The organism is Lentzea indica (genome assembly GCF_012184385.1).
Taxonomy (GTDB): Bacteria; Actinomycetota; Actinomycetes; order Mycobacteriales; family Pseudonocardiaceae; genus Lentzea; species Lentzea indica.
This window is the reverse complement of record NZ_VSRL01000157.1, coordinates 1-20,511: the sequence shown is the minus strand read 5'-3', so window position 1 is coordinate 20,511 and position 20,511 is coordinate 1. Positions and strand designations below refer to the sequence as shown.

15 protein-coding genes and 1 pseudogene are annotated in these 20,511 nt (G+C 68.8%); 6 read left to right on the top strand and 10 right to left on the bottom strand.

The genetic code is table 11. The features are described from left to right. The 6 genes and pseudogenes from FXN61_RS32555 to FXN61_RS32535 all read right to left on the bottom strand — a co-directional run. On the bottom strand, positions 1-806 hold an 806-nt coding region (locus FXN61_RS32555; protein WP_223165682.1), incomplete at its 3' end, for a FecCD family ABC transporter permease. A gap of 46 nt (positions 807-852) precedes the next feature. Next, positions 853-1,296, bottom strand: coding sequence for a hypothetical protein (locus tag FXN61_RS32550; protein WP_167977805.1), 444 nt, complete (start codon positions 1,294-1,296; stop codon positions 853-855). 84 nt (positions 1,297-1,380) lie between these two features. After that, positions 1,381-1,791 carry a tetratricopeptide repeat protein gene (locus tag FXN61_RS53075; protein ID WP_246292281.1) on the bottom strand — a complete coding sequence of 137 codons (411 nt, stop codon included), beginning with the start codon at positions 1,789-1,791 and terminating at the stop codon, positions 1,381-1,383. A 1,087-nt stretch (positions 1,792-2,878) separates the two neighbouring features. Further along, positions 2,879-4,009, bottom strand: a pseudogene (locus tag FXN61_RS53070) (AfsR/SARP family transcriptional regulator); the annotation flags it as partial. Between the two features lie 126 nt (positions 4,010-4,135). Beyond that, positions 4,136-5,047, bottom strand: coding sequence for an alpha/beta hydrolase (locus FXN61_RS32540; protein WP_167977804.1), 912 nt, complete (start codon positions 5,045-5,047; stop codon positions 4,136-4,138). Positions 5,048-5,133: 86 nt separating this feature from the next. After that, complete coding sequence (locus tag FXN61_RS32535) at positions 5,134-8,289, bottom strand: efflux RND transporter permease subunit (protein WP_167977803.1); 3,156 nt, start codon at positions 8,287-8,289, stop codon at positions 5,134-5,136. Between the two features lie 196 nt (positions 8,290-8,485). On the opposite strand from FXN61_RS32535, the gene FXN61_RS32530 reads away from it, so the two are divergent. From FXN61_RS32530 to FXN61_RS32520, 3 genes are all read left to right on the top strand, one after another. Beyond that, positions 8,486-9,664 (top strand): sensor histidine kinase, encoded by a 1,179-nt coding sequence (locus FXN61_RS32530; RefSeq protein ID WP_167977802.1) that lies wholly within the window; start codon positions 8,486-8,488, stop codon positions 9,662-9,664. Continuing rightward, complete coding sequence (locus tag FXN61_RS32525) at positions 9,661-10,338, top strand: response regulator (protein ID WP_167977801.1); 678 nt, start codon at positions 9,661-9,663, stop codon at positions 10,336-10,338. The genes FXN61_RS32530 and FXN61_RS32525 overlap by 4 nt, the downstream gene beginning before the upstream one ends. 125 nt (positions 10,339-10,463) lie before the next feature. Then, positions 10,464-11,126 carry a lytic polysaccharide monooxygenase auxiliary activity family 9 protein gene (locus tag FXN61_RS32520; RefSeq protein ID WP_167977800.1) on the top strand — a complete coding sequence of 221 codons (663 nt, stop codon included), beginning with the start codon at positions 10,464-10,466 and terminating at the stop codon, positions 11,124-11,126. A 63-nt stretch (positions 11,127-11,189) separates the two neighbouring features. Here the strand turns inward: FXN61_RS32520 and yjfF are convergent, their stop codons facing one another. The 4 genes from yjfF to FXN61_RS32500 all read right to left on the bottom strand — a co-directional run bounded on the left by yjfF (position 11,190) and on the right by FXN61_RS32500 (position 15,733). Next, positions 11,190-12,161, bottom strand: a complete 972-nt coding sequence (gene yjfF, locus FXN61_RS32515; protein WP_167977799.1) for a galactofuranose ABC transporter, permease protein YjfF — start codon at positions 12,159-12,161, stop codon at positions 11,190-11,192. Then, positions 12,158-13,138: an ABC transporter permease gene (locus tag FXN61_RS32510; protein ID WP_167977798.1), complete on the bottom strand. Its 981-nt coding sequence runs from the start codon at positions 13,136-13,138 to the stop codon at positions 12,158-12,160. The genes yjfF and FXN61_RS32510 overlap by 4 nt, the downstream gene beginning before the upstream one ends. Beyond that, positions 13,135-14,634 carry a sugar ABC transporter ATP-binding protein gene (locus FXN61_RS32505; protein ID WP_223165681.1) on the bottom strand — a complete coding sequence of 500 codons (1,500 nt, stop codon included), beginning with the start codon at positions 14,632-14,634 and terminating at the stop codon, positions 13,135-13,137. The genes FXN61_RS32510 and FXN61_RS32505 overlap by 4 nt, the downstream gene beginning before the upstream one ends. Positions 14,635-14,752: 118 nt before the next feature. Then, positions 14,753-15,733 carry an ABC transporter substrate-binding protein gene (locus tag FXN61_RS32500; RefSeq protein ID WP_167977796.1) on the bottom strand — a complete coding sequence of 327 codons (981 nt, stop codon included), beginning with the start codon at positions 15,731-15,733 and terminating at the stop codon, positions 14,753-14,755. Positions 15,734-15,933: 200 nt separating this feature from the next. On the opposite strand from FXN61_RS32500, the gene FXN61_RS32495 reads away from it, so the two are divergent. The 3 genes from FXN61_RS32495 to FXN61_RS32485 all read left to right on the top strand — a co-directional run. Then, complete coding sequence (locus tag FXN61_RS32495; RefSeq protein ID WP_167977795.1) at positions 15,934-18,411, top strand: alpha-L-arabinofuranosidase family protein; 2,478 nt, start codon at positions 15,934-15,936, stop codon at positions 18,409-18,411. Next, positions 18,408-19,844 carry a family 43 glycosylhydrolase gene (locus FXN61_RS32490; RefSeq protein ID WP_167977794.1) on the top strand — a complete coding sequence of 479 codons (1,437 nt, stop codon included), beginning with the start codon at positions 18,408-18,410 and terminating at the stop codon, positions 19,842-19,844. Before FXN61_RS32495 ends, FXN61_RS32490 begins: the two co-directional genes overlap by 4 nt. 83 nt (positions 19,845-19,927) lie before the next feature. After that, a partial coding sequence (locus tag FXN61_RS32485; protein ID WP_312878161.1) for a LacI family DNA-binding transcriptional regulator occupies positions 19,928-20,511 on the top strand: 584 nt, incomplete at its 3' end.

Below are 20,511 nucleotides of genomic sequence, written 5' to 3'. Positions count from 1 at the left end.
CCCGCGAGCAGCGTGACGGCCACGACGCCGATGGTCCGGCCGGCCGCGATGTTCACGCCGAGGCCGCGCGCCACGTCGTCGCCGAGGTTGAGCAGGTTGATCGTGGGCAGGTTCAGCAGTGAGAGGACGAGCCCGACGGCCACGAAGATCGCCGCGACCCCGATCACGTCCCACCCGACACCTTGCACGGAACCCGCGTTCCAGAACCGCAGCACGTCCAGCGACTGCTTGTCGGACAACGCCACCGCGGTGGTCATCGCGGCGAGGAACACCGTGACGCCCTGGCCCGCCAGTGCGAGGGTGAGCGGGTTGCCGGAGCCGCGGCCGAGACTGGACAGCCCGAACACGAGCACCCCTGCCGCCGCCGCGCCCAGGAACGCGAACCACATGTACTGGATCGGGTTCTGCAGCCCAAAGAGGTACACCGCGAGCACCACGGCGAACGACGCCCCGGAGTTGACGCCGAGCAGACCGGTGTCCGCGATGGGGTTGCGAGTGTGGCCCTGGATCAACGCACCCGCGACGCCGAGCGCGATGCCCGCCACGATCGCGAGCACCGTCCGCGGCACACGCAGCGTCTGCACGATGAGCGTGATCTCGGTGAGCCGCTGGTCGGAGCCGGGATCGCCGAACAGTCCCTGCCACACCTCGGCCGGGGTGAGCGACCGGGCGCCGATGACCAGCGACAGCACCGCCGACACGGCGAGCAACACCACCAGACCCGCCAGCCCGAGGCGCCGCCGCCGATGCGGACTCGCCTGGGCTGGTGCGGACTCCAGCCCGCGTTGCTCCACCACGATGCTCACGACGGGCTACGTTAGCTTCCTCCGGTCGGGCTGACCCAGGGCACCCTTACCTAACCCGCGCCTCGACGGCCTTCACCGTCTTGGCGAGCGCTCCGCCCAGGACCTTCTGGCCGAGCAGGCCCAGTGAGAGGCCGAGCAGGCGTCCCTTGAAGTTCTTGCCTTCGCGCACCACCTCGGCGCGCACGATCGTCGTCCCGTCGGCCTGCTTCGAGAACGTGTAGGTGTGGCCGGAACGTCCGCCCCACACGTTGGAGTCGACGGTCCTGAGGACGACGTGGCTGAGATCGGACCAGTCGTAGTGCAGGCGTTCCCAGATGCCGCCGGAGCCCTCGGTGACGTCGGCGAACGTGTCGCCCTGGTCGTGGACCTGAAGGAAGTCGTCGGCGCTGTTGGGGAAGAGCTCCGCGCGGCCGGGGCCGAAGTCGGTGAGGCCGGCGACGAACTGCTCGGGAGTCGCGGTGGTCTGCTGGGTCAGCGTGATGGTGGGCATTTCGTGGCTCCTTGAGATCTCGTTTGCAGGAACCACACTTCCCGGGCCAGGGGCTCGTTCGCGCCAGTGAACAACCCTGGTCGATCAGTCCCCGGCCACGGCCGCGAGCTGCTTGCGCAGGCGGTCGGCCTCGTCGTCACGCCCCTGCCGCTCGAACATCTCCAGTGCCCGTTGCCAGACCTGCACGGCCTGGTCGCGTTGCTCGAGCGCGAGGTGCGGGTGGCCGAGGTTGATGAGCACGCCTGCGGTGCTGTAGTCGTCGTTCTCGGCCTGGTACAGCTCGATGGCGTGCTCGTAGAGGGCGATCGCCTCGGCGTGGTTGCCGACCTGGTGCTCGATGCGCCCGAGCGTGTCGACGGCGGTCGCCTCGCCTTGCCGGTCGCCGAGTTCGTGCAGCAGGGTGAGTGCGTTCGTGGCGTGTTCGCGGCCCTGCTCGGTGTCGCCGACTTCTGCGGCGCAGTAACCGATGTTGTTGTGCGCCAAGGCGATCAGCATCTCGTTGCGGGTCTTCCGGTAGTGCGGCAGTGAGGCCTGGGCGTGTTCGAGGGCCCGGTGGTGTTCCGACCGGCTGGCCCACAGCCAGGCCAGCGTGCCGTGCGCGTCGGCCAGCGGGAGCGCCTCGCCGACCTGCTCCGCCAGCGCCAGCGAGGAGTTGAGGTGGTGCAGGGCCTCGGTCGTAGCGCTGGACCTGGCCGAGGCTGCTGCCCATGATCCGGTGTGCCACCACCCGTTCCGCGAGATCGTCGGCGGCGTCGATGGCGGTCCGCCACATGGCCAGCTCGTCGTCGAGGTGACCTCGCAGCTGGTGGTACGCGTGCGACACCCTGGCCAGCAGGACGACCCGGTCGTTCCAGCCACGTCCGGCGGCTGCCCGCTGGACGGCTCGGCGCGTCCCGCGTTCGGCGTCGAACCAGGCCAGCGCGCCCGCCTTGTCGTCGGCCGGTGTGCTGACGGTGCCCGCACTCGCCTGGTCGAGAATGATCAACGGACGGTGCGGGTCGATCAACCGGTCGTTGGCGTGCGCGGTGTGCACGTGGTGGTCGACGAGCCGGCGCAGGGCATCGTCGGTGTCGACGTGCCGGGCCCTTTCCGCCGCGTACGCCCGGACCAGGTCGTGCATCCGCGCCCGGAACCCGCTGCCGATCGAGATCAGCGACGCCTGCTCGAGTGATCGAAGGACGACCTGGGCGTCCTCTGTGGACACTCCGGCGAGACTGGCAGCGCCGCCGAGATCGATGTCCTCGCCGGGTGCGATGCCGAGCAGGGCGAACATTTCCTTCTGCTTGCCGGTCAACGCTCGGTACGACCACGAGAGCACGACCGGCACGCTGACGCTCGGATCGGCGTCGAGCGCGCCGAGCCCGAGTTCCTCGAGCTGCCGGGCGATGGCGGCCAGCGACAGCTCGGGTTCGGTGAGGATCCGCGCGCCGACGATGCTCAACGCCAGCGGCAGCCCGCCGCACAGGTCGATCAGCCGTGCCACGGCGAGAGGTTCGGCGCTCAGCCTGGTCTCACCGATCCGGCCGGCCAGCAACGTGCTCGCGTCGCGGTCGGCGAGGACCTCCAGGCCTACCGCTTTGGCGCCGTGAGCGGTGACGAGGCCCAGCAGCCGGGTGCGGCTGGTCACCAGCACCCGGCAGGTGTCGCCGCCGGGCAGGACCGGCACGACCTGGGCGGCGTCGACAGCGTTGTCGATGACCACGAGCATCCGTCTCCTGGCCGTCAGGCCGCGGAACAACGTGGCCCTGGCGTGCGGGTCGGGCGGGATCCGGTTGGCGTCGAGGCCGAGCGCGTGCAGGAAACCGCGGACGGCGACGTCCGGTTCCATCGGCGTCTCGTCCGTGCTGAACCCGCGCAGGTCCACGAACAGCTGGCCGTCCGGGAAGCGATGCAGGTTGCGATGTGCCCAGTGCAGCGCGAGCCACGTCTTGCCCATCCCGCCCGCGCCCGCGATGCTCGCCACCCCGACCGTGCGCATCGCGTTGTCCAGCTCGGTGAGATCCTCCTGGCGGCCGACGAACTGCGCGGGTGCGGACGGCAGCTGCCTCGGCACCGTTGGTTCGGCGGGTTCTTGGTCGCTGAGCAGTAGTTTCTCGTGCAGTGTGCGCAGTTCCGCGCCCGGCTCGGCGCCGAGTTCCCCGATGAGCCTGGCGCGGACGGCACGGAACCGTTCGAGCGCTTCGGAGATCCGGCCGGCCTGCGCGAGCGCCTGCATGTGCTGTGCCGCCACGCGTTCGTCGAACGGCAAGGCCGTCGCCCTGGCGGCGATCGTCGCGAGCAGCTCGGGGCCATGGCCGAGCCGCAGCCGTGCGTCGACGAGATCGAGCTCGGCGGCGTCGCGCTCCTGGGTGAGCCGGTCGCGGGTGAGGTCGGCCCACTCGCCGCCGATGCCCGTCAGCGGCTCGCCCCGCCACAGTTCGGTGGCTTCGGTGAGAATGCGGGCGATGGCCTCGTCGCTCGTCTGCCGGCGCGCTTCGTCGCGGAGCTTCCGGAACCGCGTGAGGTCCACAGTGGACTCTTCGGTGGCGAGCACGTACCCGTTCGACCGGCTGGCCAGCGTGATGCCGGTGTCCGCGAACGCCTGCCGCAACCGGGAGAGATAGCTGTGCAGCGTCGCCCGTGATCGCGGCGGTGGGTCGGCGCCCCAGACCCGTTCGGTCAGCTGGGTCACCGACACGGCCTTGTTGACGTCGACTGCCAGCGCCGCGAGCACGCACCGCTGCCGCGCAGGCCCCAGTTCGACGGGCCGGCCGCCGACCTGCGCGCTCACCTCTCCGAGCAGGGCGATCTCGACCGCCGATCCCACCGAACCCCCATCCGCGCTGACGACCAGCTTAGTTCAGGACGCCGCGCGGAGACGGCCGGCGAGCCAGCACTCGATGTCGTGCCGCGCCGCCTTGGCCATGCCGGTGTCACTGGACGTGAAGCCGTGCCGTGCTTCCGGGTAGACGCGGAGGTCGACCTCGCCGCCGGACGCGCAGACTCGGGCCGCCATGGCCAGGTTGTCCTCCAGCAGGACGTCGAGGCCGCCGACGACCAGCAGCACCGGAGGCAGGCCGCGCAGGTCGCCGTAGATCGGGGAGATGTCGGGGACGGTGCGGTCGGCCACGTGCCCGGCGTAGGCCTGGATGAAGTACTCGTCCGCGATCAGCCGGCCCGCCGGGGTAAGCCCACTGAGGTCGTACGTGCCGAACTGGAGCGCGGCGCCGGTGAACGCGTCCTGCGTGCCGCGGTCACGCAGGCGCAGCAACGTTGTCATGGCCAGCGTGGCTCCCGCGGAGAACCCGCCGATGGCCAGCCGCGCCGTGCCGAAGCGGGCCTCGGCGTGGTCGAGGAGCCACAGTGCCGCTGTTTCGCAGTCGTCGGGCGCGGCCGGCCAGGGATCTTCCGGGGCCAGCCGGTAGTCCACGCTCACCACGACGACTCCGAGCGCGTCCGCGAGCTGCTGGTTGCGCGCGTCGTCGTGCGCTGCCGACCCCATGTAGAAGCCGCCACCGTGCAGGTCCAGGTAGACGCCGCTTGGCGTGCCGCTGGGGGAGAGGACTCTGATGGGCACTTGGCGACCATCGGCTTCGGCCACGTGCTCGACGGCTGCCGAGTCGGCGGGTGCCGGCCGCTTGGCTCGTACCTCCCGCAGCTCGTCCAGGTCGCTCGGGCCCTTCCCCGTCGGCGACGCGGCATTGGCGGCCCGGCACTCCTCGACGTGCACCAGGAGTTCTTGGTCGATGAGGTTCTTCAACCCCAGCTGCATGAACGGTCCTCTCAGATCGCTGTGAGAAAGCGATCATCCTCCGGCACGAACCGCCGGGCACGTGCCCGGCGGTTCGGTCGACGGGATCAGCCGCCGGAGTGCGATCCGCTCAACACGGGCTCCTTCGCCTCCGGCTTCGGCGTCTTCGCCCGCCGCCGCTCCTTCGATCCCTCGACCATGGTGTACAGGGTCGGCACGAGGACGAGGGTCAGCAGCGTCGAACTGATGAGCCCGCCGATGACCACGATCGCCAGCGGCCGCGAGATGAACTCGCCGCTTTGGGTGATGCCCAGGGCCATCGGGCTCAGGGCGCAGATCGTGGCCACGGCGGTCATGAGGATCGGGCGAAGCCGTCGCCGCCCTCCCTCGACCACCGCCTCGTGGATGCCCATGCCCTGTGCCCGATATTGGTTGATCAGGTCCATGAGCACGATCGCGTTGGTCACGACGATGCCGATCAGCATCAGCAGCCCGATCAGGCCCGGCAGGCCGAGCGCGGTCCCGGTGAGCAGCATCAGGACCACCGCACCGGTCGCCGCGAACGGAATCGACACCAGCAGGACGAGCGGCTGGACGATGCTGCGGAACGTGGCCGCCATGATCAGGAACACGAGGATGACCGCGGCGCCCAGTGCCAGGCCCAGGTCGGTGAACGCGAGCGCCTGGTCGGCGCTGACCCCGCCGATGGTGTAGGTGGCACCGGCAGGGAGCTTCAACGCCGCCAGCCTGGTTTCCAGGTCGGAGGTGACCGCGCCGGTGTCGGACGTGTCGGCGGTGCCGGTGATCGAGGCGAAGCGCGTCCCGTCGACGTGGGTGATCTGCACCGGTCCCGCGACCCGCTGCACGCCGGCGAGCGCGTCGAGGCGGACCGGGCCGGAGGACGTCGGTACCTGCATGGCGCGCAGGGCGTCCAGGTCGGCCGGTGCGGTGCCGCTGCGCAGCACGATGTCGCGTTGCCTGCCGTCGACCGTGGCCGAGGTGAGGGTCACCCCTCGGTACACGGTCGAGACGTGTTCCGCGATCGCGGTGTCGCTGAGGCCGTGGCGGGCGGCGGCCTCCCGGTTGACGGTGATGTCGACCCGTGGAGCGCTGGCCGCGAGGTTGCTGGCCACGTTGATGACGTTCGGCGTGGCAGCCACGGCCGCGCGGACCTGTTCGGCAGCTTCGGCGAGCGTCGCCGGGTCGCTGGAACGGACGACGACCTCCAGCCCGTTGGAGCTGCCGCCCATGTCGTCGCCGGCCCCGACCGTGGTCGTGCCGATGTCGGTCACCGTCGTGAGCCGGTCCCGCACCTTCTTCATGAACGCCGTGAGCTCCGTGCCTTCCTTCACGTTGATCGTGAAGGTGGCCTCGCCGCCGTTGCTCTCTCCGCCGAAGGTGCCGGACGTACCGGAGGCGCCGATCGTCACCTGGGAGATCGCGACCTCCGGGTACTCGGTGAGGATCTTCTCGACCTTGGTCGCCGCGGCGTCGGTGGCCGCGAGGCTCGTGCCGACAGGCATCTTCTGCGTCACGGTGACCGCGGTCGTGTCGCTCTGGTCGAGGTAGTTCGTCTGCAGCTGGGTGGCGAGGCCCGCCGTGCCGAGGAACACCAGGGCGCCGATCAGCAGTGTCGTCAACCGTCGCCGGGTGGCGAACTCGATCACCGGCACGTAGATCCGCTGCAACAGGCCGCGCCGTTCCTTTTCGGAGGCCTCCTGGTGGATCCGTTCGCGCTCCTCCGGCGAGTCGGCGCCTGCCGGCTGGCGGAGGAACCAGTACGCGAACGCGGGCACGATGGTGAGCGAGACGAGCAGCGATGCCAGCAGTGCCACGGTGATGGTGATCGCGAACGGCCCGAAGACCTGCCCGATGAAGCCACCGATGAACGCGATCGGCAGGAACACCGCGACCGTGGTGAGCGTCGAGGAGACGACCGCGCCGGTGACCTCCCGCACGCCGGTCAGCACCGCCTGACGTTTTGGCTCGCCATAGCTGAGGTGACGTTTGATGTTCTCCAGCACCACGATCGAGTCGTCGACGACCCGTCCGACGGCGATGGTCAGCGCCCCCAGCGTGAGCAGGTTGAGCGTGTAGCCCCGCGCCCAGAGCGCGAGCAGGGCGATCACCAGCGACACCGGAATGGACAGCGCGGTCACCAGCGTCGAGCGCAGCGACATCAGGAAGATCAGGATCACGATGATGGCGAACCCGAGGCCGAGCATGCCTTCGGTGGTCAGCCCTTCGACGGCTTTCTCGATGGACGGCGCGCTGTCGGAGGTGATGGTCAGCTTCGCGTCGCCGCCGAGCTCGCGCTGGAGATCGGGCAGCAGGGCACGGATGTCGTGCGAGATCGACACCGCGTTCCCGTCAGGGCGCATCGTCACGGACAGGCCGATGCTCGGCTTGCCGTCGACTCGGGTGAGCGAGGTGACCTCGTCGGGCACCAGGTCGACCGTCGCGACGGAGCTGAGCCGCACCGGGGCGCGTGCGGGTGCGTCGGACTGCCCCTGCTCCTGCGCCTGCGGGGCCACGAACAGGTTGCGGACGTCGTCCACGGAGCGCAGGGCGGCTCCGACCTGGATCGAGAGCGACTCCTTCTGCTGCGTCAGCGTGCCGGCCGGTGCCGCCGAGCCGTTGGCGCGCAGCACTTCGGAGATGGCCGCGGTGGTGACTCCCGCGGCCGCGGCCTTAGCGGGGTCGAGGGTGATCCTGATGTGGTCGCTGGTGCCGCCGAGGAGCTCCACCCCGCGCACACCCTTGACGCCCTGGAGCTTCGGCACGACCGCTCGCCGCAGCCGTTCGGTGAACGCCCGCGGGTCGGCGGTGCCGCTCGCCGACACCTGCATGATCGGGACGTTCTCGAACGACCCCGCGCTCACCTGCGGGTCGCTGCCCTCCGGCAGCTGTCCCGAGATGCGGCCGACGGCGGACTGCAGCCGGCTGACCATGTCGTCGGACGGTGTGCTGTAGTCGAACGAGACCTCGACCGTCGCGTATCCCTCACGGGAGACCGAGGTGACGGAGGTGGCACCGCTGACCGACTTCACCGCGGTCTCGATCGGTGTCGTGAGCTGCTGCGCGACGATCTCCGGCGGCGCGCTGGGGAGCTGCGCCGTGACCACCGCCACCGGGAGCGACAGGGGTGGCAGGAGCTGCTGCTTGAGCTGCGGGACGGCGTAAGCGCCGAAGCCGAGCACGATCAGCGTGATGAGCGCGACCAGCCCCCGGTTGGCGAGGCTCAACCGAGCCAATGCAGACATGATGGCGATTCCCTCGAGTCGGTCGGATCTTGGGCGTTCACCATCGCCGGAGCGGCCGTCCGGCCGCGTCGTCCCGCCGCGGTCAGCTCACCGCCGCGGACGCAGCGCCCCGGACGTCGCTGTACCGCATCCGGAGCGTTTCGCGTACTGCGCGAGGATGACGCACGGGTCAGCCGCGCTCCCTACGATGAAAACCATGGAACTTGCCGGTTTGCGGCGGGCAGCCGGGCTTCATCCACAGTGGACCGACGCCGCGGTGGGACTCTGCCTGGCCGCGCTGTCGATCGCCACGTCGCACTTCACCCCGCTCGGAGAGCCCCAGCAGGAGGCCACCGGACACCACGTCGCCGCCGCGATGCTGGTGTTCGTCACCGTCGCGTGCCGTCGCCTGGCACCGTGGCCGGTGCTGGCCGGTACGACCGTTGCCGCGGTCCCGCTCACCGTCGTTCTCGGCAGCCAGCCGCTGGCGGTGACCGTCGCGCTCATGGCCGCCATCTACACCGTCGCACTGGCGACCGACCGCCGCACCGTCTGGCTGACCACGCTCGGCGTGTTCGCGGTTGGATGGCTCGCCCACCTCGCCGGCGGCCCGGAACCCTGGTGGGATCCGGGAAACAGCGTGGATCTCGCGTTCCTCGGGATGGCAGCCGCCTACGGCGACGCGACCCGCAGCAGGCGGGCCTACATCGCGGCCGTCGAAGACCGCGCGACGCGTGCGGAGCAGACCCGCGAGGAGGAGGCCCGCCGCCGGGTCGTCGAGGAGCGGCTCCGGATCGCCAGGGAGCTCCACGACGTGGTCGCCCACCACATCGCCGTCGTCAAGGTGCAGGCCACCGGCGCCCGGCACATCGGCCAGAGCCGTCCGGAACAGGTCGCGGCGGCGCTGGACGCGATCAGCCGTTCCGCGGACGCCGCCCTGAAGGAGACGGCCTACGTCGTCGGCCTCCTGCGCGACTCCCGCGATCCGGCGGCACCCACCCGGCCGCCGCGGGGGCTCGCGCAGCTGACGAACCTGCTCGATGACATCGCCGACCACCTCACCGTCGACCACCACCGGTCCGGAGAGGCGAGACAACTGCCCGCCGCCGTCGACGTCGCGGCCTACCGGATCGCACTGGAAGCGCTCACCAACGCCAGGAAGTACGGCGACGGGACCGCCGATCTGACCGTCGCCTACACCCCTCAGGCCGTCACGCTCGACATCACCAACCCCGTCGGCCGCGCCCGGCCGGGCCAGGGATCCGGCTACGGCATCCTCGGCATGTGTGAACGCGCCGCGGCCATCGGCGGCAGGGTCACCGCCGGGGTGGACGGATCCGGCCGGTTCGCGGTGCACGCGTCACTGCCCACGGACGTGCACGCGGTGACCGCATGATCATCCGGGTGCTGCTCGTCGACGACCAGCCGCTGATCCGCGCCGGGTTCCGGATGTTCCTCGCCTCCGAGCCCGACATCGAGATCGTGGGGGAGGCAGGCAACGGGCGTGAGGCCGTGCGGCTGGCCAGGACGTGCCGTGCCGACGTCGTTCTCATGGACATCCGGATGCCGGAGTGCGACGGCATCGAGGCGACCCGCGAGATCGCCGCCGCCGAAGACCTCGCAGGCGTCCGGATCCTGGTGCTCACCACCTTCGAGAACGACGAGAACGTCGTCCGCGCGCTCCGCGCCGGTGCCAGCGGCTTTCTGGGCAAGAACGTCGAGCCCGCCGAGTTGCTGCGCGCCATCCGGGTGGTCGCCGCGGGCGAGGCGCTGCTGTCCCCGGCCGCCACCCGCGGCCTGGTCACTCAGTTCCTGAGCCAGGCCCAGCCGGAACCGCTTCCGCCGCCGGAGGGGCTGGACCGGCTGACCGAACGCGAACGCGAGGTTCTGGTGCTCGTCGCCCACGGCCTGACCAACGACGAGATCGGCGAGCGGGTCTTCCTGTCCCCGTTGACCGTCAAGACCCATGCGAACCGGGCCATGGCCAAGCTCGGCGCCCGCGATCGGGCGCAACTCGTCGTCATCGCCTACCAGAGCGGCCTGGTCCGGGCCGGCGACTCCGTGCCGTGACGGTGCGGGCAGGCCCTCACTGAATGTTTCCTTGAAGTTTCGCAGAGTGACCTGTAGGCTAAATGTTCTGGGAGCGCTCCCATTCCGCCGCTGCTGCTCGATCATCGGAGAATGGAGGCTCATTCATGCGTATGCGCAGCTCCTCCGGGTCCGTCACCAGACGACGGGGCGTCATCGCACTGATCATCAGCATGCTGGTCTGCACGTTCGTCTGGACTCCGACGGCCTCGGCGCACGGCACGATCATCAGCCCTGCCACCCGTGCCTACCAGTGCTGGAAGACCTGGGGCAGTCAGCACACCAATCCCGCCATGCGGGAGCAGGACCCCATGTGCTACCAGGCTTTCCAGGCCAACGCCGACACCATGTGGAACTGGATGAGCGCGCTGCGGGACGGACTTCGCGGAAACTTCCAGGGGTCCACCCCCGACGGGCAGCTCTGCAGCAACGCCCTGTCACGCAACAACTCCCTGAACACTCCCGGCCAGTGGAAGACCACGAACGTCGGCAGCAACTTCACGATGCACCTGTACGACCAGGCCAGCCACGGTGCCGACTACTTCCGGGTCTACGTCAGCAAGAACGGGTTCGACCCCACCACCCAGCGCCTCGGCTGGGGCAACCTGGACTTCATCACGCAGACCGGCAGGTTCGCACCGGCCAAGGACATCACGTTCAACGTCCAGACCTCCGGTGGCTACCGGGGACACCACATCGTGTTCACGATCTGGCAGGCCTCGCACCTGGACCAGGCCTACATGTGGTGCAGCGACGTGAACTTCGGTTAGAGAACCGGCTCACCACAGCGAAATGCCCGGCGCCGGGAAGTACTGGCGCCGGGCATTTCACGTTCAGCTGGGCCGTTGTCGCACCAGCGTCCGCTGGACCGCGATGAACACCAGCAGCAGCGCGCCGATCACGATCTTCGTCCACCACGAGCTGAGCGTGCCCTGGAACGAGATCAGCGTCTGGATCGTGCCGAGGACCAGCACTCCGGCCAGCGAGCCGAGCACGTACCCGACCCCGCCCGCGAGCAGGGTGCCGCCGATGACGACGGCCGCGATCGCGTCCAGTTCCATGCCGACGGCGTGCAGGCCGTAGCCGGACAGCATGTAGAGGCTGAACAGCAGCCCTGCCAGCGCCGAGCAGAAGCCGCTGATCACGTAGACGCCGACTTTGACCCGCGCGGTCGGCAGGCCCATCAGCAGCGCGGACGACTCGTTGCCGCCCACCGCGTAGACCGATCGGCCGAACCGCGTCCTGTGCAGGACGTAGAGGGCGGCGAGAACGACCAGCAGCGCGATCACCACGTTGTAGGTGATGGTCACGCCGCCGGGCAGCTCGATGACGGCGGTGGCGATGGACCGGACCGTGCTGTCCTTGATGGACACCGACTCCACGCTGATCAGGAAGCACAGGCCGCGCGCCAGGAACATGCCGGCGAGCGTGACGATGAACGGCTGGATGTCGAACTTGTGGATCACCAGCCCCATCAGCAGGCCGAGCGTCGAGCCGATGAGCAGCACGGCGACGACCACCAGCGGGAGCGACCAGCCCGCCTTGAGACCTTCCGCGGTGACCATGGTGGACAGCGCGACGACCGAGCCGACGGACAGGTCGATGCCGCCGCTGAGGATCACGAACGTCATGCCGGCCGCGAGCACGATGAGGAACGCGTTGTCGATGAACAGGTTCGCGATCACCTGTCCGGAGGCGAAACCGTCGTAGCGAACCGAGCCGACGCCGAACGTCAAAGCGAACAACACCACGGTCGCGAGGACCGGCAGGAACCGCGACGGCAGCCGGGTAGCGAGAGCGGTCATGAGACTGCAACCTTCCGGAAGCTGAGCACCGCGCGGGCCTTCGGCGCCTGGACCAGGCACACGGCGATGACGACGACCGCCTTGAACACCAGCGTGACCTCGGGCGCCACGCCGATCGTGTAGACGGTGGTGGTGAGGGTCTGGATGATCAACGCGCCGAGCAGCGTGCCGGTGAGCGAGTAACGGCCGCCCGCGAGCGACGTGCCGCCGATGACCACGGCCAGGATCGCGTCCATCTCGATCCACAGGCCGGCGTTGTTGGCGTCGGCCGCGCTGACGTTCGAGCTGATCATCAGGCCCGCGATGCCCGCGCACACCGCCGCGAACACGTACACGGTCCAGATGATGGTTCGCGAGCGAACACCCGCGAGCCTGGATGCCTCCGGGTTCACCCCGACCGCCTCGATCAGCATGCCCAGTGCGGTCTTGCGGGTGGTGAACGCCACCAGTCCCAGCACGGCCAGGCTGATCAGGATGGAGATCGGCAGTACCACGAACCCGGCGCCCACCTGCCGGTACGCGTTGTTGTTGACGGTGATGATCTGGCCCTCGGTGACCAGCATGGCGATACCGCGGCCCGCGGTCATCAGGACCAGCGTGGCGATGATGGGCTGAATACCCAGTCCTGCCACCAGGAACCCGTTCCACAGACCGAGCAGTGCGCACAGGACGAGCGCGATCGCCATGCCGGCGAACGCCGTGCCCGCGTCCTCGGACGATCCGATGTGGACACACGTGACCGCGCCCGCGATGGCCGCGACCGCGCCGACGGACAGGTCGATGCCGCGGGTGGCGATGATCAGCGTCATGCCGAGCGCGATGAGGAGCGTCGGGGCGCCGTTCTTGAGGACGTCGACCAGGCCGCCGTAGAGGTGGCCGTCCTGGATGCGCAACGAGAAGAAGGACGGCGTGACCACGAGGTTGAGCAACAGCAACGCGACCAGTGCGAGGAGAGGCCACAGCAAACGGTTCTTCACGACGCCACCTCTTCCGGAACGTGCTCGCCCGCGATCAGTTCCACGACGTCGTCCACGCTCGCGCCACCGTCCAGCTCGGCGATCTTGTGCCGGTCCCGCAGCACCACGATCCGGGTGGCGATGCGCACGACCTCCTCCAGCTCCGCCGAGATGAACAGCACCGCAGTGCCTTCCGCGGCCAGCGTCGTGACGAGCTGCTGGATCTGTGCCTTCGCGCCGATGTCGATGCCACGGGTGGGCTCGTCGAGGATCAGCAACCGGGGTTCGGTCACCAGCCAGCGGGCCAGCAACACCTTCTGCTGGTTGCCGCCCGAGAGCGTGCGCACCAGCGCGTCGGGGTTGGCCGGCCGGATGTCCAGCGCTGCCAGGTACTTCTCGACGAGCTGGTCCTTGAGCTTGCGTGGCACCGGACGGCTCCAGCCTCGTGCGGCCTGCATGGCCAGCACCAGGTTGTCGCGGATGCTCAGATCCGCGACGAGCCCTTCGCCCTTGCGGTCCTCCGAGCAGAACGCGATCCCCGCGGCGATGGCCGACCTGGGACCGCGCAGGTGCACCGGAGTCCCGTCGACGAGCAACCGGCCGGAGTCGGCTTTGTCGGCGCCGAACAGCAGCCGCGCGAGTTCCGTGCGGCCGGAGCCGAGCAGACCTGCCAGCCCGACCACCTCGCCCGCGCGGATCTCCAGGTCGAACGGCGCGATGGCGCCGCGCCTGCCCAGACCCTCCGCGTGGACCAGGACCGGTCCGGAGGCGCTGAGGCGCTCGCTGGCGTCCTCGATCGCCTCCAGGGTGCCGAGCTCACGGCCGATCATGGCGGAGATCAGCGCACGGCGGTCGAGGTCCTTGGTGAGGTGCTCGCCGACGAGGGTTCCGTTGCGCAGCACGGTCATCCGGTCGGAGATCTCGTAGACCTGGTCCAGGAAGTGCGACACGAACAGGATCGCGACGCCTTCGTCGCGCAGCACCCGCATGATCCGGAACAGCTCGGCGACCTCGCCCGCGTCCAGGCTGGACGTCGGTTCGTCGAGCACCAGCACCCGGCAGTCGACCGCGATGGCACGGGCGATGGCGACGAGTTGCTGCACCGCGATCGGGTGCGTGCTGAGCACCGACGCGGGGTCGATGTGGACACCGATGCGGGTCAGCACCTCGGCGGCCTTCGTGCGCATCGCCGGGAAGTCGATACCGCCGAACCGGCGGGGTTCACGGCCCAGCAGGATGTTCTCCGCGACCGTGAGGTTCGCGCAGAGGTTGACCTCCTGGTACACCGTGCTGATCCCGGCGTGCTGGGCCTGGCCGGGGGAGGAGAAGGCGACGGTGTCGCCGGAGAGCAGCACTGAACCGCTGTCCGGCGTGTGCACACCGGTGAGCGTCTTGATCAGAGTGGACTTGCCGGCGCCGTTCTCGCCCATGAGGGCGTGCACTTCACCGGGGAACAGCCGGAAGTCGACGTCCTGCAACGCCTTCACGCCAGGAAATGCGAGGCTGATGCCTCGCATTTCGACGATTGGACTCACGGACTCTGTCATAGCTGAGGCCTTCGTCGCTGGGGTGCGGGACCCGCCGCCGGATGCGCGAGAGAACGGCGGGCCCCGCAGTTTGTGGGGAACAGCAGGATCAGTACTGGCGCGTGGGGAGGGCGGCCTTGGCCTGCTCCTGGGTGAACGTGCCCTCCACGGTCACGACCCTGGCCGGCACCTCCTCGCCCTTGACGACCTTCTTCGCCAGCTCCATCAACTGCTTGCCCAGCAACGGGTTGCACTCGACGATGAAGTTGATCTCGCCGTTGGCCAGCGCCGCCATGCCGTCCTTGACGGCGTCGACGGTGATGATCTTGATGTCCTTGCCGGGCACCTTGCCTGCGGCCTTGATCGCCTCGATCGCACCCAGACCCATGTCGTCGTTGTGTGCGTAGACGACGTCGATCTTCGGCTGGGACTTGAGGAACGCCTCCATGACCTGCTTGCCGCCGGAGCGGGTGAAGTCACCGGTCTGCGAGGCGACGACCTTGATGTCCGGCTTGGCCGCGATCTTCTCCTCGAAGCCCTTCTTGCGGTCGATCGCCGGCGCGGCACCGGTGGTGCCCTGCAGCTCCACGACGTTCGTCGGGCCGGTGGCGTTCTGCACCATCCAGTCGCCGGCCTTGCGGCCCTCCTCGACGAAGTCCGAGCCGAGGAACGTCTTGTACAGCGACGTGTCGTCGGAGTCGATCGCGCGGTCGGTGAGGATGACCGGGATGTTCGCGCGCTTGGCCTCCAGCAGAACGGTGTCCCAGCCGGTCTCGACGACCGGGCTGAACGCGATCACCTTGACCTTCTGCTGGATGTAGGACCGGATCGCCTTGATCTGGTTCTCCTGCTTCTGCTGCGCGTCGGAGAACTTCAGGTCGACCCCGGCGGCCTTGGCCTCGTCCTGGATCGACTTGGTGTTCGCGGTGCGCCAGCCGCTCTCGGCGCCAACCTGGGCGAAGCCCATGGTGATGGTGTCGCCGGCCGAGCCGGTGTTACCACTGCCAGAGCCGGTACCAGAACCAGAGCCGCACGCTGTCAGCGCGCACAGCGCGATCACGCTGGCGGCTGTCGTGATCTTCTTGAGCACTTGGTTTCCTCCGAGGTGACTACGGTGTCGCGGAGCCCGCCGCGTGTCGCGGCTATCAGGTGGACAAGAGTGAACGCTCACATCGGCTCCGTCAAGCCTTCAACCATAACGACTTGTGACCGTTGACCTGATCTGGCAGCGGTCGTATGTTAGCGCTCACTTTTGCAGCGACCACCAACGAATGCTGGGAGCTCAACCCAATGTCCCCCAGGCACGTTCTGCTGTCCGCCGCGCTCGCGGCCTCCTTGCTGGCCGCAGTGCCCGGTTCCGGAGCGGCGGCCGAAACCGACTACACGCTCAAGGTCGACGCCGCGAAGAAGGGCGCGTCGATCGACGACACGATGTACGGCGTCTTCTTCGAGGACATCAACCGGGCCGCCGACGGTGGGCTCTACGCCGAGCTCGTGCAGAACCGCTCGTTCGAGTACGACAAGGCCGACAACGCGAACTACACAGGTCTGACCGCATGGGCGCCGCACAGCGGCACCGTAGACGTGGCCGACGACAACGGCCGGATGAACGAGCGCAACCGCCGTTACCTGAAGCTCGGCCTCCCCGCGGGCGTCATCAACTCGGGTTACAACAGCGGAATCGCGGTCCAGGAAGGGCAGCGCTACGACTTCTCCGTCTGGGCCCGAACCGACCAGGCCGCCACCGCGCTGACCGCCACGATCACCGATCCGGCTGGCACTCCACTGGGTGACTCGGTGAAGGTCCAGGTCAAGGGCGACGGCTGGACCCGCTACACCGGCACGGTCCGCGCGAAGAAGTCGACGACCACCGGCCGGCTGCTGGTCACCGGCGGCGGCACGGGAACCCTGCGCCTCGACATGATCTCGCTGATGCCGCAGGACACCTTCAAGGGCCACGGCCTGCGCCGCGACCTCGCCGAGAAGATCGCCGCGCTCAAGCCCGGCTTCGTCCGGTTCCCCGGCGGCTGCCTGGTCAACACCGGCAGCCACTACGGCTACGACGCGCCGGACTACGAGCGCCGCCGGTCGTACCAGTGGAAGGACACCATCGGCCCGGTCGAGCAGCGCGCCACGAACTGGAACTTCTGGGGCTACAACCAGTCCTACGGCCTCGGCTACTACGAGTACTTCCAGTTCTCCGAGGACGTCGGCGCGATGCCGCTGCCGGTGGTCCCCGCCCTGGTCACCGGCTGCGGACAGAACCGCGCCACGAACGACCCCGCACTGCTGCAACGGCACATCCAGGACACGCTGGACCTCATCGAGTTCGCCAACGGACCCGCCGACTCGGCGTGGGGCCGCAAGCGCGCCGAGATGGGCCACCCCAAGCCGTTCAAGCTCACCCACCTCGCGGTCGGCAACGAGGAAAACCTGCCGGACGAGTTCTTCGCCCGCTTCACCGAGTTCCGCAAGGCCATCAACGCCAAGTACCCGGACATCACCGTCGTCAGCAACTCCGGTCCCGACGACACCGGCGGCACGTTCGACCGGCTGTGGCAGCTCAACAAGCAGGCCGGCGTGAAGATGGTCGACGAGCACTACTACAACAGCCCGAGCTGGTTCCTGGAGAACAACAACCGCTACGACTCCTACGACCGCAACGGTCCGAAGGTGTTCCTCGGCGAGTACGCCTCCCTGGACAACAAGTTCTTCAACGCGCTCAGCGAAGCCGCGTTCATGACCGGTCTCGAACGCAACGCCGACGTCGTGAAGCTCGCCTCCTACGCACCGCTGCTGTCCAACGAGGACTACGTGCAGTGGAAGCCGGACATGATCTGGTTCAACAACCACGCGTCGTGGGGATCGGCGAGCTACGAGACGCAGAAGCTGTTCATGAACAACGTGGGCGATGAGGTCGTGCCCAGCACCGCGTCGGCGACGCCGTCCACCCAGGCACCGATCACGGGCGCGATCGGGCTCTCGACGTGGGCGACCGCCGCCAGCTACGACGACGTGCGCGTCACCAACGCGTCCGGTCAGCAGCTGTTCAGCGACGCCTTCTCCGGCACCGACGCGCAGTGGACCAAGACCGGCAAGGGCACCTGGAACGTCGTGAACGGCGCCTACGTCCAGTCCGACGCCGCAGCCGAGGACACCCTGGTGACCGCCGGCGACAAGAACTGGCGTGACTACACGCTGAACCTCAAGGCCACCAAGCAGTCCGGTCGCGAGGGCTTCCTGGTCGCGTTCGGCGTGCAGGACACCGGCAACTACTACTGGTGGAACCTCGGCGGCTGGAACAACACCCAGTCCGCGGTGGAGAAAGCAGTCGGCGGTGCCAAGAGCACGCTGATGAGCAACGGCACCAGCATCGACACGGGCCGCGCCTACGACGTGCGGGTCGAGGTGCGAGGACGGCACGTCGCGCTGTTCCTCGACGGCCAGAAGTGGGGCGAGTTCACCGACGACTCGCGCGTGGAACCGTTCCGCCAGGTCATCACCCGCGATCTCGCGACCGGCGAGCTGATCGTCAAGGTCGTCAACGCCCAGGACAACGCCGCCCGCACCAAGATCGACCTCGGCGTGCCGGTGGCGTCCACCGCGCGGGTCACCGTCCTGCAGGGACGTCCCGACGACGTCAACACCGAGTTCGTCCAGCCGATCAAGCCACGCACCCAGCAGATCAGCGTGCGCAGCTCGTTCACCCACACGTTCCCGCCGAACTCCATCACGGTCTTCCGCGTCAAGGACAGGAGCCGCAAGTGATCGACCGCAGATCCCTGCTGCGCACAGGTGGTGTGCTCGCCGCCGTCGGCGTGGTGCCCCTCGCGGCCTCCGCCCCTGTTGCGGCCGCGCCGGAACCTCTCGCCGAACTGCCGACCCGCAGCCCGCTGGTCGAACAGCGTGCCGACCCGTTCATCACGCCGCCGACCGACGGCATGTACTACATGACCGGGTCCGTGCCGGAGTACGACCGGATCGTCGTCCGCGGAGCGTCCACGCTGGACGGCCTGGCGTCCGCGCGGGAACGCACGATCTGGCGTCGTCCGGCCACCGGCAAGATGGGCGGCTACATCTGGGCGCCGGAACTGCACCGCATCGACGGCAAGTGGTACATCTACTTCGCTGCCGGCGACAAGGACGAACCGTTCCGCATCCGCACGTACGTGCTTGAGTCCGCCAACGCCGACCCGCGCGAGGGCGGCTGGGTCCTGCGCGGTCAGGTCGTCACACATCTGGACACGTTCACGCTGGACGCGACCACGTTCGCGCACCGCGGGAAGCGCTACTTCCTGTGGGCGCAGAACGATCCGGCCGTCGGCTCCGGCACCAACCTCTACATCGCCGAGATGGCCTCACCGCTCGCGTTGAAGACAACGCCGGTGCGGATCGCCACGCCCACGATGTCGTGGGAGGTGCAGGGCTTCCGGGTGAACGAGGGGCCCGCGGTGCTGATCCGCAACGGCCGGGTGTTCGTCACGTTCTCCGCGAGCGCGACCGACGCCCGTTACTGCATGGGCCTGCTGACCGCCGACGAGAACGCGAACCTGCTCGACGCCCGGTCGTGGACGAAGTCGCCGAACCCGATCTTCACGACCCATGTGCCGACGTCGCAGTACGGGCCTGGGCACAACTCGTTCACCACGGTCGGATCGATGGATGTGCTCGTCTACCACGCCCGCGACTACCGCGACATCAACGGTGATCCGCTGTTCGACCCGAACCGGCACACCCGCGTGCAGCGGTTGCACTGGAACGACGACGGCACGCCGAGCTTCGGCGTTCCGGTCGGCAAGGGCGGGCCGATCGTCCGTCTGGCCACGATGGACGGACTGTTCGTGCGGCACTACGAGTACCGGATGCGGGTCGACGGCAACGTCCGCGAGCTGGCCGACTCGCAGTTCCGGTTCGTACCGGGGTTCCTCGGCTCCGGCACGGTCGCACTGCAGTCGGTGAACTTCCCGGACAGGTACGTGCGGGTGGACTCCGATGCCGTCCGCATCGACCCGTTCGAGGACTCGGACGCCTACGGCCGGGCGGCGAGCTTCGTCCAGGTGCGGGGGCTCGCCGACGGCAAGGCGATTTCGTTGAATGTTGGAGCAGATTCTTATCTCATCCACGACCGGGGCAGACTGGTGGTCGGCAAACCCGGAAACGACCGCGACGCGCGCCGACGTGCGACGTTCCGGCCCGAGTAGCGGCCACAATGGGTGTGCTGAATCAAGACCGACGGGTGTTATCGCTAACATCATCGGTCTAGACCAAGGATCGGAGACCGTCCGTGGACCAGAAGACCACGCGTGACCCCGCGATGACCGACGTCGCACGCCTCGCAGGGGTGTCCCACCAGACGGTTTCGCGTGTGCTCAACGACCACCCGAACGTCCGCGAGCAGACCCGCCTGCGGGTGCGGGCCGCCATCAAGGAACTGGGCTACCGGCCCAACCGGGCGGCTCGTGCGCTGGTCACCGGCAAAACGCAGCTGATCGGCGTGGTGGCGCAGAACTCCACTCTGTACGGTCCAGCCTCGCTCCTGTCCGCCTTCGAGGAGGCGGCGGGGGAGGCCGGGTTCGGGGTCAGCGTCGGCAGGGTGAAGATCCTGGACCGCGAGTCGATAGCGGCCGCGGTCGAGCGTCACCGCGACCAGCGCGTGGCCGGGATCGTGGTGATCGCGCCGAACTCGTCCGCGGCCGACGCGCTCGCCGACGTACCGGCCGAGCTGCCGCTGGTGACCGTGGACGGCGACCCGGAACGCGCGACGCCGCTGGTCACGGTCGACCAGGCGGCCGGGGCGTACGAGGCCACCACCCACCTGCTCGAAGCAGGCCACCAGACGGTGTGGCACGTGTCCGGCCCGCCCGACTG

Excerpts from the sequence above, each read along its gene's own strand:
- FXN61_RS32550 (WP_167977805.1), bottom strand. The coding sequence starts at position 1,296 with ATGCCCACCATCACGCTGACCCAGCAGACCACCGCGACTCCCGAGCAG.
- FXN61_RS32540 (WP_167977804.1), bottom strand. The coding sequence starts at position 5,047 with ATGCAGCTGGGGTTGAAGAACCTCATCGACCAAGAACTCCTGGTGCAC.
- FXN61_RS32530 (WP_167977802.1), top strand. The coding sequence starts at position 8,486 with ATGGAACTTGCCGGTTTGCGGCGGGCAGCCGGGCTTCATCCACAGTGG.
- FXN61_RS32525 (WP_167977801.1), top strand. The coding sequence starts at position 9,661 with ATGATCATCCGGGTGCTGCTCGTCGACGACCAGCCGCTGATCCGCGCC.
- FXN61_RS32520 (WP_167977800.1), top strand. The coding sequence starts at position 10,464 with ATGCGTATGCGCAGCTCCTCCGGGTCCGTCACCAGACGACGGGGCGTC.
- FXN61_RS32505 (WP_223165681.1), bottom strand. The coding sequence starts at position 14,634 with ATGCGAGGCATCAGCCTCGCATTTCCTGGCGTGAAGGCGTTGCAGGAC.
- FXN61_RS53075 (WP_246292281.1), bottom strand. The coding sequence starts at position 1,791 with ATGCTGATCGCCTTGGCGCACAACAACATCGGTTACTGCGCCGCAGAA.
- FXN61_RS32495 (WP_167977795.1), top strand. The coding sequence starts at position 15,934 with ATGTCCCCCAGGCACGTTCTGCTGTCCGCCGCGCTCGCGGCCTCCTTG.
- FXN61_RS32535 (WP_167977803.1), bottom strand. The coding sequence starts at position 8,289 with ATGTCTGCATTGGCTCGGTTGAGCCTCGCCAACCGGGGGCTGGTCGCG.
- yjfF (WP_167977799.1), bottom strand. The coding sequence starts at position 12,161 with ATGACCGCTCTCGCTACCCGGCTGCCGTCGCGGTTCCTGCCGGTCCTC.